The organism is Waterburya sp., assembly GCF_058530065.1.
Window position 1 is genome coordinate 14724 of record NZ_JBZNBU010000304.1, and the last position, 15261, is coordinate 29984.

Consider the following 15261-nt stretch of genomic DNA (forward strand, 5'->3'; position numbering starts at 1 on the left):
AAATTCGGTTATATTACACGGGAATTAGCTCAAAGTAATAATCGTGGATAGTTAGATGGTCAAGATTTTCAATCCCTTTCAATTCCCCAAATTCAATTCCAGTCGCCCCAAACCAAACTCAGGCACTTTTCATCCCTCTAGCCCCGTCATTCCCCAAATCCCCGTCAATCATCGACAAATATCAGTTTTTCGCCGCGAAAACTTTCCCCAAAACGAACCGACTCCTTGGTTAGATCGTCCCGATGCCCATAAGTTAGTCGAAAAATTAGTCAGACAGAACAAATTAAGCTTGGCAGATGCAGAATTGTGTCGTAAATGGATCGAAGATGGCTACATCATTATCAAAGGCTTATTTGATGCTGCCACATTAGATAGCACTTGGGCAGAATACGATCGAGCGATCGCCGAGGGCAGAATTTCTCCCGAACCAAATTGTCATGTGAATGGTTTGCCTGGCAGAAATCTCAATACCCATCTGCAAGTACCTAAAATAGCTGCTATGCTGAGGGATTCTAGAGTTACCAACCTGATTAGTATGTTACTGGGGGCAAAATGCTTGCCCTTTCAAACCATTACGGGGCATAACGGTTCGCAACAATTAGAACATTCCGATGCCATTCACATGACTACCTATCCGATGGATTATTTAGCTGCCACTTGGACGGCGTTTGAAGATATAGATCCCGATTCTGGTCCTCTAGTATACTATCCCAAAAGCCATCGTATCCCGCATTTTTTAAGCCAAGAAGCCGATATTACTGTAGATGAATTCCAACAACAAGGATATGTAGCCTATCATCAAAAATACGAACCAGGATTGCAAAAAATCATCCAAGATCGCCAACTCGAAGCCAAATATTTTTATGCCCAAAAAGGAGATGTTTTAATTTGGCATTCCAATTTAATTCATGGAGGATCGCCTCGGAAAAATATGCAGCTTTCCCGCAATGCTTTAGTTTGTCATTATTTTGCTGAAGGCTGTATCTGTTACCACGATTTAGCATCCAGTATTTCAAGCGTACACTCTTAATAGAGATTCAAAGTTATCTAGAGAATCTAGAATCCTTGTTGTAAACTAGTTTTTACTCGCGATGGAGGTAAGAAAAATGGAGATAGATTATCCAGAAGATTTAAAGTACCTAGATACCCATGAATATGTTCGTTTTGATGGAGAAATCGCCACAATTGGGGTAAGTGCTTTTGCGCTCGATCAATTAGGAGATGTGGTTTTTCTCGAACTTCCAGAAGTAGGAGATGCGGTAGAAGTAGGAGAAACAATCGGCACTATTGAATCGGTAAAAGCAGTAGAAGATCTCTATCCTCCAGTATCGGGGACAGTTATCGAGCGCAACGAAACGGCAATGGACGCTCCTGAAACCTTAGCCGAAGACCCCTATGGAGAGGGTTGGTTGATTAAAGTGAAGATAGATAATCCCGATGACGAACTAGAAGATGTTCTTTCTGCCGCCCAATATCGTTCTCAAGTGGAAGGAATGTCTGAGGATTAAAATTAAACTAGTTTTATTGGATGAGCCACAACGGTATTTAACCTTCGGTTAGTTATTAGTTATTAGTTATTAGTTTTTGGACACTGGTAAGCCCTCAAAATCTACCAATTAATTGAACTAAAAACCGTACGGGCGAACGGCGGTTCGCCCCTACTAACTACTAAAAACTCTTTTAATTTCTGACAATGGTTTCTTTTATTAGGTAAATTTGTTAACCTTTATTACAAATAAATCAGTAGGGTGGTTGCGTCAATATAACAAGCGGTGCGCCACTTTTTTTACTACAAACAAGCAATATTATTAGCTAATATGGTTAACTTGAACTTTGCCGTAGAGTCGCAAAATCGAAACTTTCAGGGAAACGGCACTCATTCCCACTCTGCTAATGCAGATACCCTGTCTTTTGCCAACCGCCACATAGGGGTAGATCGACAGCAAGCAGCAGAAATGTTACGGGTTTTGGGACTAGCTAGTTTAGAAGAACTGATTGAAAAAACCGTTCCCCCAGCCATTAGTCTGGATCGCCCTTTAAAGTTACCCGCCCCTCAAAACGAATCTGCAGCTTTAAACCGACTCAAGGCGATCGCATCTCAAAATCAGGTTTTTCGCTCTTTTATCGGTATGGGTTATTACAATTGCCATACCCCTCCCGTCATTTTGCGTAATGTTTTAGAAAATCCTGGCTGGTATACTTCTTACACTCCCTATCAAGCAGAAATAGCTCAAGGAAGACTCGAAGCATTGCTGAACTTCCAAACTACAGTTATTAACCTAACAGGGCTAGAAATTGCTAATTCTTCCTTGCTAGATGAAGGTACGGCAGCCGCCGAAGCCATGAGTATGAGTTATGGCTTATGTAAAACTAAAGCCCAGGCTTTCTTTGTTGATGCTAACTGTCATCCTCAAACCATTGAAGTAATTAAAACCCGCGCCCTACCTTTAGATATTGAGGTAATTATCGGCAATTACGCTGAATTTGACTTTAATACTCCTATATTTGGCGCATTACTGCAATATCCCAATACAGAAGGCACGATTGCCGACTACAGCCAGTTTATCGAGCGCGTCCATCAAGAAAAGGCTCTCGCTACCGTAGCTGCGGATATTTTGAGTTTGGCTTTACTAACTCCCCCTGGAGAATTTGGAGCGGATATTGCCGTCGGCAGCACCCAAAGATTTGGCGTACCTCTCGGTTATGGTGGACCTCATGCAGCTTATTTTGCCACCAAGCAAAAATATCAACGACAAGTTCCAGGTAGAATCGTTGGGGTATCAAAAGACGTTAATGGCAAGCCCGCCTTGCGTCTGGCATTGCAAACTAGAGAACAACATATCCGTCGGGAAAAAGCCACCAGTAATATTTGTACCGCACAAGTCTTGTTAGCCGTCATTGCATCGATGTATGTCGTCTATCATGGTGCTGCGGGTATTAAAGAAATTGCCTCCAGGGTTCATCGACTGACAGCGACTTTAGCCGCAGGATTGAAGCTACAGGGTTATGCAATTGCTAATGACAATTTCTTTGATACTATTCGGGTAGAAACAGGAAATAAAACCGCGTCGGAGATTATTAAAGCAGCTGGCGATCGCAAAATTAATTTACGCTATTTAGATGATCGGGCAGTAGGTATCTCCCTCGACGAAACCACTACCCAAGAAGATCTGATTTTACTCTGGCAAATTTTTGCAGGGGAAGATGAATTAGCCTTTGACGTAGCAGAATTACTCAATAATCAACCATCGGCGATCAACGAACAGTATTTACGTACTAGCCCATATTTAACCGATGCCGTCTTCAATCGTTACCATTCTGAAACCGAATTACTGCGCTATCTCCACCAACTAGAATCTAAAGACCTTTCTCTCACAACTTCCATGATTCCTTTGGGTTCTTGCACCATGAAGTTAAACGCTACTGCGGAAATGATTCCCGTAACTTGGTCGGAATTTGGCAATATCCATCCCTTCGCACCTTTAGAACAAGCCCAAGGCTACCAACAACTATTTAAAGAACTAGAAGAATGGCTGGGAGAGATTACGGGCTTTGCTGGTATTTCCTTGCAACCCAATGCAGGATCTCAAGGAGAATATGCAGGGTTACAGGTAATTCGCCAATACCATCAATCCAGAGGAGAAGGCGATCGCAACATCTGTCTGATTCCCGAATCGGCACACGGTACAAATCCTGCCAGTGCGGTAATGTGCGGGATGAAGGTAGTGGCAATTAAATGCGATCGCGAAGGCAATATCGATCTTGCAGATTTACAAGCCAAAGCCGCAAAGCATCAAGGCAATTTAGCAGCATTAATGGTTACCTATCCCTCTACTCACGGGGTATTTGAAGCAGAAATTAAAAATATTTGTGCCATCGTCCATCAATATGGCGGACAGGTATACATGGATGGGGCGAATATGAACGCTCAAGTAGGCTTGTGTCGCCCTGGAGACTTTGGGGCAGATGTTTGTCATCTCAACTTGCATAAAACCTTCTGTATTCCTCACGGTGGTGGTGGTCCAGGGGTTGGCCCGATTGGGGTTATGCCCCATTTAGTACCGTTCCTTCCTGTTACTCCTACTACTCCTAAAGATGCTCGACCTATCGGCGCAATTTCCGCTGCATCTTGGGGTAGTGCCAGCATTTTGGTTATTTCTTGGATGTATATTGCCATGATGGGGGCAGAAGGTTTAAAAGAAGCCACTGCGATCGCCATTCTCAACGCCAACTACATGGCAAAACGCCTAGAGCCTTGTTACTCTGTATTATTTAAAGGAGAATCTGGTTTTGTGGCACACGAATGTATCATCGATCTACGTCCTCTAAAGAAACAAGCAAAAGTAGAAGTAGACGATGTAGCCAAAAGACTGATGGATTTTGGTTTCCACGCTCCTACAGTATCTTGGCCTGTCATTGGTACGGTAATGATCGAACCTACAGAAAGCGAATCGAAAGAACAACTAGACCGCTACTGCGATGCCATGCTAGCTATCTATCAGGAAGCACAAGCGATCGCCGATGGAGAAATAGACCCTAGTAATAATCCTTTAAAAAATGCTCCCCATACCGCAGAATCTCTAATCTGTGGGGATTGGGAACGTCCCTACAGTCGAGAAGAGGCAGCCTATCCCGCCCCCTGGACAAAAGAACATAAATACTGGACTCCTGTAAGTAGAATTAATAATGCTTATGGCGATCGCAATTTAGTTTGTTCTTGTGTGGGCATGGAAGCTTATCAGGACACTTGATTTATTTAGATAGAGTTAATTTTTGCTATCTAATGCAGATTAAAAAACTTGGTTCAATAGTTAAATAACTCAGGCTTAGTTACAGCGATAGTCAATAAATATTTGTAGATAAATACAAATTTGACTATCGCTATGTAGTCAGAGTATAAAGTAACAGGCAAAATGCGTTAATTGAAAATATTACTGCTATTTCGCAATGATTATCCAAGGTTTTTTCTATTTGGAGTGATTTGGTGAAGATTAGAGAATACGAAAAACTTATCAGAACGCAAATTACAGATGTTATTAAAAAAATTGTTAATAAAAATAAAATTTTAAATATCTCCGCAAAATCTAGAGCAGGTGCTGAGATTAGCGACTGGTTAGAAGATGCTTTTGTAGATGCCGTACAAGACCATAAATATATCGTGGATGCAGAAGGTGCGCCAAAAGGTAAAACTAAAAATCCTTGGGATGCCAGATGCTTTTTTGAGTTTAAAAATCATAGGGAAGAAATTTGGATTGATTTTAAAGCATTTAAAAATTCTGGAGAAGACAGTAATCCAGATATTGGTACTCCAGATAAGATAATTAAGTTTATCGAAAAAGGTGGATTTTATCTTCTTTATATCCACGTTTATTACCAAGAATCTAGCAGTGGTTTAGAATTTACCAGTTTTGAAAATAAAACAGTTAAGTCTTATTTTTTAAAAGATATTAGCGAGACTTTCAGAAGAACTCCAACCAATCAACTTCAAGTGAATATTTCTGCTCAACCTTCGTATAGAACTAGAGAAGAGTTTATCGTATTGTTAATGAAAAAAATAAAAGAAGGACTGGTTCGCCAACTGGAAAAAGCGCAACAGAAACTTGATAAGATAGATCCACAAACAAAAAATCTAAAAACTAGTAATGCTGAGTCTGAAAAAATTATTGAAGAAAAGATTCGATAGCTTCTTCAACAGTTGCTATTTCAGGCTCATCTAAACCATAATATTCATATATCAGTGTATCTATTTCTCTCTTATATATTTCATTTTCAGCTGAATTTTCGTAAATACACTCGACCAGATATATAATTTTACTAATCATATTAGTATCTTGAGGAATCAATATCTGATAAAGATCTGATATTTTTATTTGAGGCTGTTTTCCTTTGTTATAGCGAATAATACGTCGTTGTTGAGCAAAAAACGTATATATTTTTGAATTTATTAAACCACAAAGATATTTTAGAAATCTAATTGACTCTGTTGAATTATCCCTAAGAGTAAATACATATAGGCTATTATTTGCAGCACTAGGATTTTGATCGTAACTAGCAATTAGTTCTTTAGCTGATTGTCTGATATATATTTTTGGGTTATTGTATACAATTATTTCTCCTAGCCCAACCCTTTTTTTATTTTTAATTCCTTTTAAAGATAATTCTTCTTTCAATTTATCATTGATTTGATCTTGAAGATTTTTATCATAATTAAAAAACTTGATACACATTAAATCAGAGTATTTATATTTAAGGCTTTTTGAACCTTTATAATATGGATATGATAGAACTTCTGTTGATGGTCGATTACTTGTGAATTTATCTTCCATATTTAGAAGCATCGTACAAGTTCTTAAGTTTTTATGAGGATATAAATCTTTTAGCTTAGGATCGTTCTGGGAAAATATTTTATTAATAATACCCTCTAGTTTATTGCAATAAGATATTCTATATCTGTATTCATCATCTGGTTTATTCCAGGCATCTTGTTTAATATATTTTCTTTGATTATTTTCTTTATCTATTACTAAAACCAAATTATCTTTTGGAGGTTGATTAGAAATAGTTAAAATTATTTGACCACTAGCAACTTTATTAAAGCTATCAATGTTATAGATAAGTGATTCGATTTTATATTTTTCTACTAAAAATTTTCTACAATATAAATAAGCAGTTTCAAAAAAAGAAACATCTATGATAAAAGATAAGCAACCTTTTTTTTTCAGAAATCTTAATCCTCGCTCAATAAAAAGCATTACATAGTTGATTTTTCCATTTTTCAGAGATTCAGGAAATTGCGAATAATTCTTGAGATAGTAGATTCTTTGTCGTTCATTTTTTTTCTTGTCGCGACGACCATAAAGGCTAATATATGGGGGATTACCAATAACAAAATCTATTTTCTTATAGAAATAAGATAAGCTATTTTTACTAGATAAATTTAGGCTTTCTTGCTTTAGGTTAAGATGGATTTTAGCAGCATCGACAGATAATTTTGGTAGTTTAGTAAAATCCTCTATATAGCTATTAAAAGTCCCTGTGTATTTTAATCCAAACAAATGAAAGAAAAGATCGCAAATATTGTTTTTTGTAGCTTCAACCATTTTTAAATCTATATCTACAAAAAAAAGCTTTTCTTGGATAAACTTAGCTATAACCAATTGATTTGGCGAAATAAGATAGGCTTTGATAATTAATTTGATTAAAAATATACCTTGACCACAAGAAGGTTCTAGAAAAGACTTATCAAAAATACTTTCGTCTTTAGGCACTATTGTTAATACAGAATCGATAGTATCTAGATCGTTAGTTAAGAATATTCCTTTATTTTTCTGCTTGAAGCTACACAGTTGATTTTCTAATTCTAATTGCTTGGTTAAAAAGTAATTTAGTTTGGAATTCAAATCATTAGAAACAGTTGTCATAAATACTATCTTTAATTAACTAGAAATTTTTTTTAAAACTCTACATATAATTTCTGCTACTTCATCTGGGGCTTCAACCATACCCAGATGACCGCAATTAGGAATTGTTGATACATTGCTTTCCAGGGAAGAAAATAGGTGATGGAAACTAGCTAGATGGTTGACGTATTTTAATTCCATCACTTTATCTTTGTCTCCAGCAATAAAATACACTGGCTGTTTCAAACGAGAAACTAGTTGAGGCAGTAAATGAACTTCTGCTTCAGTAGTGGATTCTAATAATGCTCCTAAAGCTGCTTCTTCATCTGCTTGAATAAAATCAACAATTCTTTGACGACCCCATTTTCGTGACAAGGGACGCGCCACCATCATTCGAGAAAATAAAACGCTCAGTAAGGGTATATAGCGCAACCAGTCGGGACGGAATTTAACCAATTGTCGCCCTGCATTGCGAAAACGCTCGAATTCTTCCTTTAAATAAATTCCACCACCAGCATTCAGACAAATAACCCCCGCGACTATTTCTGGGCAAATATTTGCTGCCCATAATGCAATGCTTCCACCCAAAGAATGTCCGACTATCCAAGCTTGTTTGATTTCTAAATTGTGCAGTAATTCTTGCAAATCTTTAGCATAGGCTTCAAGGTCGTAACCTCTTAATTTACTGTTTTGTTGGTTCGCATCAGTATTTAAAGAGTCTCCAAAACCCCGTATGTCATAAATTAAGCATTGATATTCTAACTGTAGTTTTTCTACTAAAGGTTGCCAATAGTGACGGCTTAAAAGCCAACCATGAACGAACACCAATACTGGAAGTTTTGAGTTTGTTACAGAAGGGGTAAGCTCATAAAAATGAGGCGTTCCCAATACATTAATGGATGGCATTTTTTCTTTGTATCATCGTCATTCGGGGCTTCGATAAGCCTATTTGATTTAGTATAAAGTGCTTTTGGGTCAGAAAATAGACTAATATAACTAAGATATATAAAAATATCTTGTTAAAATCACCAATCAATAAAGCCATAACCGCATGGTCTTTTGGAAAAAACTATTCAGCAACTCAGACACGGTAGAAACATCAGAAACTATCGAAAATAATAATGAGTTAATTAACTCAGACCGAGAAGATACAGACAAAGCTCAAATAGTCTTTAGTACCGAGCGCGAATTAGATTTGTACGAATTAGAAGAACTTTGCGATCGCGTTGGCTGGGCTCGCCGTCCTTTACGTAAAGTCAAGAAGGCTATCAATAACAGTTTTTTGGTGGTTTCGATGTGGGAAGTCAAAAATCAGAAACGCCGTCTGATTGGTTTTGCCCGTGCTACCTCCGACCATGCTTTTAACGCCACTATTTGGGATGTAGTAGTAGACCCGACTTTTCAAGGACGAGGTTTGGGTAAAGCAATGATGAAATATACGATCAATCAGCTACGTAGTGAAGATATTAGTAATATTACTCTTTTTGCCGACCCCCAAGTAATTAATTTTTATCAACGTTTGGGTTTTATTCTCGATCCAGAAGGAATTAAAGGAATGTTTTGGTATCCAGATTAGTAGGGGCGGTTCGCGAACCGCCCCTACTAATTACGTTAAGATATGTAACAAAAGTAAACATAGAAAATTAAGATGAAAACGTCTTTAGTTACTGGGGCTTCTTCTGGTATTGGGGAGACTTTTGCCAGAGAGTTGGCAAAAAAGAATTATAACTTGATTTTGGTAGCGCGATCGCAAGATAAACTAGAAAAGTTGGCTAGTGAGTTGAGTGAGAAATATCAAATAGAAACGGGTGCTATTGCTCAAGATTTAACCGAATCCAATGCAGGACAAAAGGTATTCGATCGCTTGAAAACTCAGAATATTGTCGTCGATCTATTAATTAATAATGCGGGGTTTGGAGATTATGGAGAATTTGCCAGTCGTCCTTTAGCCAAGCAAATGGCAATGATTCAGCTAAATATTGCTGCTTTGGTAGAATTGACTGGTTTATTTCTACCCTTGATGCAACAAAGAAGAAATGGGGCGGTCGTTAATGTTGCCTCCATTGGTGGTTTCCAACCAATTCCTTATATGTCTGTTTATGCAGCTACCAAAGCTTTTGTGTTGAGTTTCAGCGAAGCACTATGGGCAGAAAATAAAGACAGTGGAGTAAAAGTCTTAGTTACTTGTCCTGGTCCTACAGAGTCGGAATTTTACCAGAGAGCCGATTTTCCCGATTCGGCAGAGGGTTTTGAAGGAATGACTCTCGTCTCTGCAGAAAAGGTTGTGGAAGAAACTTTAAAAGCCCTAGAAGCAAAGCAATCTACCGTGGTTACTGGTGGCATAGCCAATCAAATTATTGTTAATTTACCTCGATTACTTCCCAGGGATTTGCTAGTTAATCTTGTGGGCAAACAATTTAAGCAGATTTAATTAATAAAATATATCCGCAGGATCGGCAGTACGCAATTTTTTAATCGCGATCGCACCAGAGATAACGCACATAGTAATATTGAGAGCGAAAACCCGAAGAGCAATGCCTAAATTCATACTGACGGGAAGTTCGATAAAGTTTGCCATTAGGTAGTAAATGCCATAAGAAGCCAAGTAACCAGGAATAAAACCCATCACGGCTAAAATTAGAGACTCTTGCAAGACTACCCAAGACAAGTCTGAATCTTGATATCCCATTGCTTTTAGGGTGGCATATTCGGGTAGATGTTCGCTCACATCAGTATAAATTACTTGATAGACAATAATAATTCCCACAATGAAACCAATTGCTGCGCCAAAATTCAACACTTTACCTTCAGACCAAGTAGCCACATCATCTTGTTCGGATTTGGCTAATTCTGCTTGAGTTAAGACCTTGATTTCTCGACCAAAACTTGTTTCAATTCTTTGTTTTACTACTTGGGGATTTACCCCAGGATCGAGATCTATAACGCCAATACTTACTTCTTGCAGTTTTTCCGCTCCTTTTATTGCTCCGTAATTCCAGTCACTCATTATTGCTACGCCGTCGTAATAAAAAGTACTGCCCAGATTAAATAAACCTATCACTGTAACTCGACGATTATCGAGGATGCTGGAAACCTTACCATTTTGCCGCAATAATTCTGGTATATTGCCCGATTCTGATTTAGCCAAGCGATCGTATAAAATTCCTCCAGGGACAGATAATAAATTCAACTGTTGTTCGATTTGAAGATTCTTAAACACGGGCTTGTTAGGATTAAAAGCAATAATTTGCATCGAAGAAGACTTAATATTAGCTCGATCTCGATCGGTCGATTCTAATAATTTTGGATCTACCCAGCGACCAAAATCTACATAGACGGGTTTAGCATCAGCAACCCCTTCAATAGCATCTACTCGATATAAATAGATATTAGGAAAAGAACTTTCTCGAATATTGTCGGCATAGACAGACATTAAATAAAGGTCGCCGTTTAAGTTTTCTGGCAAAAGAGTTACTCCATCAAACAGCATCGCTCTCAAACCTAGCTGAGTAAAAATTAGAATAATGGAAAATGCCACTCCCAAAATAGCAACCAGCAAACGTATTTTTTGATGAGAAAGTTGCAACCAAGCTATAGGAGTCCGACGCAAGTAGTCATTTAGTTTTCGCAGCATAAGTACTTATAGGGTTGCTATTAGCTTTTAACCTTCGGTTAGTTATTAGTTATTAGTTATTAGTTACTAGTTATTAGTTTTTGGACACTGGTAAGCCCTCAAAATCTACTAATTAATTGAACTAAAAACTGTAGGGGCAAACTGCCGTTCGCCCCTACTAATTACTAAAAACTCTTTTAATGTAACTAAATATTATTTTGAGTTGACAAGATTCCTCTTAATTATTTCTTGGTATAGATTTTTATTTGAGGTGTTTTTAGACAAAAACTAAAATATACAAAAACCCCTGTAAGTCTTGCAATATTTGAGTTATGAGCTTTTGGTTGCAGATAAATAATCCTAAAAATTAGACTTTTACTGCAAAATTAAAATATTAATAAAATATTAAAATACTTGGATTTTTGTAATATTACGCAATAAAAGTGTTAAATTTATTTACATAAGTTAACAAAAACAAAACATTATGACTACTATTTCCGACGAACATGGCATCATCAATAATTTTGCCAAAGAGCCAGCAATGTACTATGCAGAACCCCCCTCTTCTCAGGAAAAACGCAGCTATTTAATCTGGGGTGCGATCGCTTTGGTAGTAATTGTTGGTTCTATCTTTACTGCTACTGTAGTTAGCTAAATTATTTTAGCCTTCTCATCTCAACTTTATTTTTGGTCAATTGCCTCGGAGTAATCCGAGGTTATTTTCTAATTATTTACATTATTGATTTTATTTAAGTCTAATTTCCTCAATATTACTGATAAATCTTACTCATAAATTGTCCTTTAGCTCTAATTTAAGATTAGTTTTGGATTAAATGTCCAACTTACATCTACACAAACATCAGACCAAGATAATTAGTGCCTCTCAACTGATTGCACGATATAGCTCGGGAGAACGTAATTTTAATCGAGTCAATTTAGCCCAAACATCTATAACCGAGATCGACCTAACTGACATTGAACTGCGGGCTGCTAACTTAGCCGATGCTAATTTTGGTTGTACTATTCTCAAACAAGCTAACTTAGATCGAAGTAATCTCGCCAAAGCCACACTATGGCGCACAAATTTAGAGGATTCTAGTATGGTTCGAGCTAATTGTCACGGTGCTTTGATGATTCGAGCTAACTTAAATCGAGCAAATTTGAGAGAATCTATCTTCAGTAATGCAGAAATGCGTTTGGTTTCTTTGGTGGATGCTGACTTGCGAGGAGCAGATTTGTCAGGGGCAAACCTAAGTTATGCCGACTTAAGCGGGGCAAATTTACGAGGTGCTAATTTAAGTAGAACAGTTCTTACAGGAGCTAACCTCACTCAGACTAATTTGACGAAAACTAACCTAGATAAAGCAATTAAATCGGGGGCAGATCTGAGTCTAGCAATCTTATCTGACATTCCCCTAAAATTCGCTATTTAGAATTATTAAGATTGTAATACCTCAATTTTATCTATCTCAATTAAAAAGCCAAGCTGATGCTATTGTTTGATAATAAAATCTTGGCAGTTTGGTAACACAAGATACTAGATTGCCTTAGTAATTTAGTAAGCTTTCAGATTAGATGGTTGAGGCAAAAAATTGATAGAGCTATTTAAGCAAAAAATTTCAATAATATTATCTATAGCCAGCAAGGTAATAACTGCGATCGCTCGTAAAGCCACACCAGTAGCCAGACTCATTGACTTAATGAATGAAGGAATTGGTCGTCTGACTTATTGGTTGGTGTTGTTGATGGTGGGAGTAGGGGCGTGGAATGTCTTTGGTAGATACATTGGGCGCATTGTGGGCATCAATCTTACTTCCAATGCCTTAATCGAAATACAATGGTATTTATTTGATTTAGTATTTTTGTTGGGTGCTGCTTACGCTCTTAAATATAACGAACACGTAAGAGTAGATATTTTCCACAAAGGTTGGAGTCGCCGTCGTCAAGCTCTAGCCAATTTTTGGGGTAATATTTTATTTTTAATTCCCTTTAGTAGTTTAACTCTCTATTATTCTTGGGGAACGGTAATGAATTCTTGGAAAATCCGAGAAATGTCGCCCGATCCTGGAGGTTTGCCCCGCTATCCGATTAAATTCACGATTATTTTGGCTTTTATCTTGTTAATCTTACAAGGCATATCCGAAGCAATTAAAAATTGGAATTTATATATAGAACTGAATAGCCACCAGGAGGGTAACTAAAATGAGTTATGACTGGTTGGGCATAGCCATGTTTGCAGGAGCATTAGTCTTGCTCTCGGTTGGCTTTCCCGTAGCTTTTTCTCTGGGGGGAGTAGCAATTCTCTTTGCCTTAATTGGTGCTGGTATTGGGGAATTTAGTTTCAGTTTTTTTAATGCCATGCCCAGCCGTATTTTCGGCATTATGGCTAACTATACCCTGTTGGCGATTCCCTATTTTATCTTCCTCGGCTCGATGCTAGAGAAGACGGGCATTGCAGAAAAGCTATTAGAAACAATGGGTATTCTGTTTGGCAGGGTTAGAGGTGGTTTGGCTCTGGCGGTAGTGCTAGTTGGTGCTTTGCTGGCTGCATCGACGGGAGTAGTAGCAGCGACAGTAGTAGCGATGGGTTTGATTTCTCTCCCAATTATGCTCCACTATGGCTACAGCAAAGAACTAGCAGCGGGGGTAATTGTTGCTTCGGGAACATTGGGTCAAATCATTCCTCCTAGCGTAGTATTGGTAGTTTTGGGAGATCAATTGGGCATTCCTGTAGGAGATTTATTCATCGGCTCCCTAATTCCTGGGTTAATGATGGCGGGTGTATTTGCCCTGCACGTACTAATAGTGGCATTTCTCAAGCCTGAAGTTGCCCCTGCTTTGCCTCCAGAAGTACGGGTTGGTGGCAAACAACTTTTAGTTAAAGTCGTTACGGTAATGCTTCCGCCCTTGTTATTAATTGTGGTGGTATTAGGCAGTATTTTCTTTGGCGTTGCTACCCCCACAGAAGCAGGTGCTTTAGGCTCGGTGGGAGCGATGATTTTAGCTGCGGTTAATGGTCAATTGAGTTGGGCTGCATTGCGGGAAGTATGCGACGCAACTATGAGAATCACCACCATGGTAATGTTCATTCTACTAGGATCGACTGCCTTTAGTTTGGTCTTTAGGGGTTTGGGGGGCGAAAGATTTATGTCCGATCTCCTAATCGATCTTCCAGGGGGAACAATCGGCTTTTTGATCGTCAATATGCTGGTGATTTTTTTTCTGGGCTTTTTTATTGACTTTTTTGAAATAGCTTTTATTGTCATTCCTGTATTTGCCCCTGTAGCTCAACAGTTAGGAATAGATTTAGTCTGGTATGGCGTGATTATTGGAGCTAATTTACAAACTTCTTTTTTGACTCCACCTTTTGGCTTTGCTCTCTTTTATTTACGAGGGGTAGCACCACCAGAGCTAAAAACCGAGGATATATATCGTGGGGCAATTCCTTTTATTTTGTTACAGCTTTTGGTTTTGGTTTCGATTATTGCTTTTCCGCAAATCGTCAGTTTTTTACCTTCCTTAAGTTCTGGATAAATCAACATTTTGTTAACCAAGGGAGATTTTGTCTCGATAGATGTGTGAAAATTACAAATAATCATAAATCTAAATTAACAAGCTCAATTAATCTGCGATCGCTTTATGAATGAAAATCTACCCATAATCTATATCTCCGCTTTACTTGCAATATTGATTTTTGCTGCGATTTACATTCTCAAAGAAGTAATCAAAACTCGCAAACAAGAAAGCACTTTTTCTCGCCTACAAAAGAAACTAAAGCAAGAACAAGGTACTGCTGAAGAATATTACGAACTAGGTAGTCTTTATCTAGACAAGAAACTGTTTGTTCAATCTCTCACTCTACTCAATAAAGCTTTAAAAGTAGACAAAAAATTACCAGAGGAAAATAAAGCTTTAATTCATAATGCAATGGGTTTTGCTTATTTCGCCCAAGAGCAATATGACATTGCCATAAGACAATATAAAGAAGCACTTAAGTTTTATCCAGAATATATTATTGCCTTAAATAATTTGGGTAATGTTTATGAGAAAAAGCAAATGATCGTCAAAGCTGTAGAAACCTATAAAAAAGCTTTAGAAATAGATCCTGAGAATAATGTTGCTAAATTACGAGTTAAATCTTTAGAAAAACGTTTAGTACCCACAAATAAATAATTTTCTAATTTTCAAAGTAGAGTGGGAAACGTACCAAGATACTAGCTTCTCTTTGCCCACTCTACATCTATCTAG

14 protein-coding genes are annotated in these 15261 nt (G+C 37.8%); 11 read left to right on the top strand and 3 right to left on the bottom strand.

What is annotated here, in order from left to right:
- Positions 1 to 55 precede the first annotated feature (55 nt).
- The 4 genes from AC33VI_RS18230 (at position 56) to AC33VI_RS18245 (ending at position 5683) form a co-directional block, all read left to right on the top strand.
- Positions 56 to 1030 carry a phytanoyl-CoA dioxygenase family protein gene (locus AC33VI_RS18230; protein WP_491783685.1) on the top strand — a complete coding sequence of 325 codons (975 nt, stop codon included), beginning with the start codon at positions 56 to 58 and terminating at the stop codon, positions 1028 to 1030.
- Positions 1031 to 1106: 76 nt separating this feature from the next.
- Positions 1107 to 1508: a glycine cleavage system protein GcvH gene (gene gcvH / locus AC33VI_RS18235; protein WP_491783686.1), complete on the top strand. Its 402-nt coding sequence runs from the start codon at positions 1107 to 1109 to the stop codon at positions 1506 to 1508.
- Positions 1509 to 1817: 309 nt separating this feature from the next.
- Positions 1818 to 4751: an aminomethyl-transferring glycine dehydrogenase gene (gene gcvP / locus AC33VI_RS18240; RefSeq protein WP_491783687.1), complete on the top strand. Its 2934-nt coding sequence runs from the start codon at positions 1818 to 1820 to the stop codon at positions 4749 to 4751.
- 233 nt (positions 4752 to 4984) lie between these two features.
- Positions 4985 to 5683 carry a hypothetical protein gene (locus tag AC33VI_RS18245; protein ID WP_491783688.1) on the top strand — a complete coding sequence of 233 codons (699 nt, stop codon included), beginning with the start codon at positions 4985 to 4987 and terminating at the stop codon, positions 5681 to 5683.
- On the opposite strand, the gene AC33VI_RS18250 is transcribed toward AC33VI_RS18245, so the two are convergent.
- Both AC33VI_RS18250 and AC33VI_RS18255 read right to left on the bottom strand, forming a co-directional pair.
- Complete coding sequence (locus AC33VI_RS18250; RefSeq protein WP_491783689.1) at positions 5661 to 7421, bottom strand: Eco57I restriction-modification methylase domain-containing protein; 1761 nt, start codon at positions 7419 to 7421, stop codon at positions 5661 to 5663. The genes AC33VI_RS18245 and AC33VI_RS18250 overlap by 23 nt on opposite strands.
- A gap of 15 nt (positions 7422 to 7436) precedes the next feature.
- A complete protein-coding gene (locus AC33VI_RS18255; protein WP_491783690.1) occupies positions 7437 to 8306 on the bottom strand; it encodes an alpha/beta fold hydrolase in 870 nt (289 codons plus the stop codon).
- Between the two features lie 145 nt (positions 8307 to 8451).
- Here AC33VI_RS18255 and AC33VI_RS18260 point away from each other — a divergent pair, with 145 nt between their 5' ends.
- Both AC33VI_RS18260 and AC33VI_RS18265 read left to right on the top strand, forming a co-directional pair.
- Positions 8452 to 8976, top strand: a complete 525-nt coding sequence (locus AC33VI_RS18260; protein ID WP_491783691.1) for a GNAT family N-acetyltransferase — start codon at positions 8452 to 8454, stop codon at positions 8974 to 8976.
- Between the two features lie 72 nt (positions 8977 to 9048).
- Positions 9049 to 9831, top strand: coding sequence for an SDR family NAD(P)-dependent oxidoreductase (locus AC33VI_RS18265; protein WP_491783692.1), 783 nt, complete (start codon positions 9049 to 9051; stop codon positions 9829 to 9831).
- Here AC33VI_RS18265 and devC read toward each other — a convergent pair whose 3' ends face one another.
- The gene (gene devC / locus AC33VI_RS18270) at positions 9832 to 11034 is read right to left on the bottom strand and encodes an ABC transporter permease DevC (RefSeq protein WP_491783693.1); all 1203 of its coding nucleotides are present in this window, start codon (positions 11032 to 11034) and stop codon (positions 9832 to 9834) included.
- Positions 11035 to 11497: 463 nt separating this feature from the next.
- Between devC and psb34 the strand changes: the two genes are divergently transcribed.
- The 5 genes from psb34 to AC33VI_RS18295 all read left to right on the top strand — a co-directional run bounded on the left by psb34 (position 11498) and on the right by AC33VI_RS18295 (position 15186).
- Entirely contained in the window at positions 11498 to 11668 is a 171-nt protein-coding gene (psb34, locus tag AC33VI_RS18275) for a photosystem II assembly protein Psb34 (RefSeq protein WP_491783694.1), read from the top strand.
- 178 nt (positions 11669 to 11846) lie between these two features.
- On the top strand, positions 11847 to 12446 hold the full coding sequence (locus AC33VI_RS18280; RefSeq protein WP_491783695.1) for a pentapeptide repeat-containing protein: 600 nt from the start codon (positions 11847 to 11849) through the stop codon (positions 12444 to 12446).
- Positions 12447 to 12713: 267 nt separating this feature from the next.
- Positions 12714 to 13214, top strand: coding sequence for a TRAP transporter small permease subunit (locus AC33VI_RS18285; protein WP_491783698.1), 501 nt, complete (start codon positions 12714 to 12716; stop codon positions 13212 to 13214).
- A gap of 1 nt (position 13215) precedes the next feature.
- Entirely contained in the window at positions 13216 to 14547 is a 1332-nt protein-coding gene (locus AC33VI_RS18290) for a TRAP transporter large permease (protein WP_491783696.1), read from the top strand.
- Positions 14548 to 14652: 105 nt separating this feature from the next.
- Positions 14653 to 15186, top strand: coding sequence for a tetratricopeptide repeat protein (locus tag AC33VI_RS18295; RefSeq protein ID WP_491783697.1), 534 nt, complete (start codon positions 14653 to 14655; stop codon positions 15184 to 15186).
- The last annotated feature ends 75 nt before the right edge of the window (positions 15187 to 15261 follow it).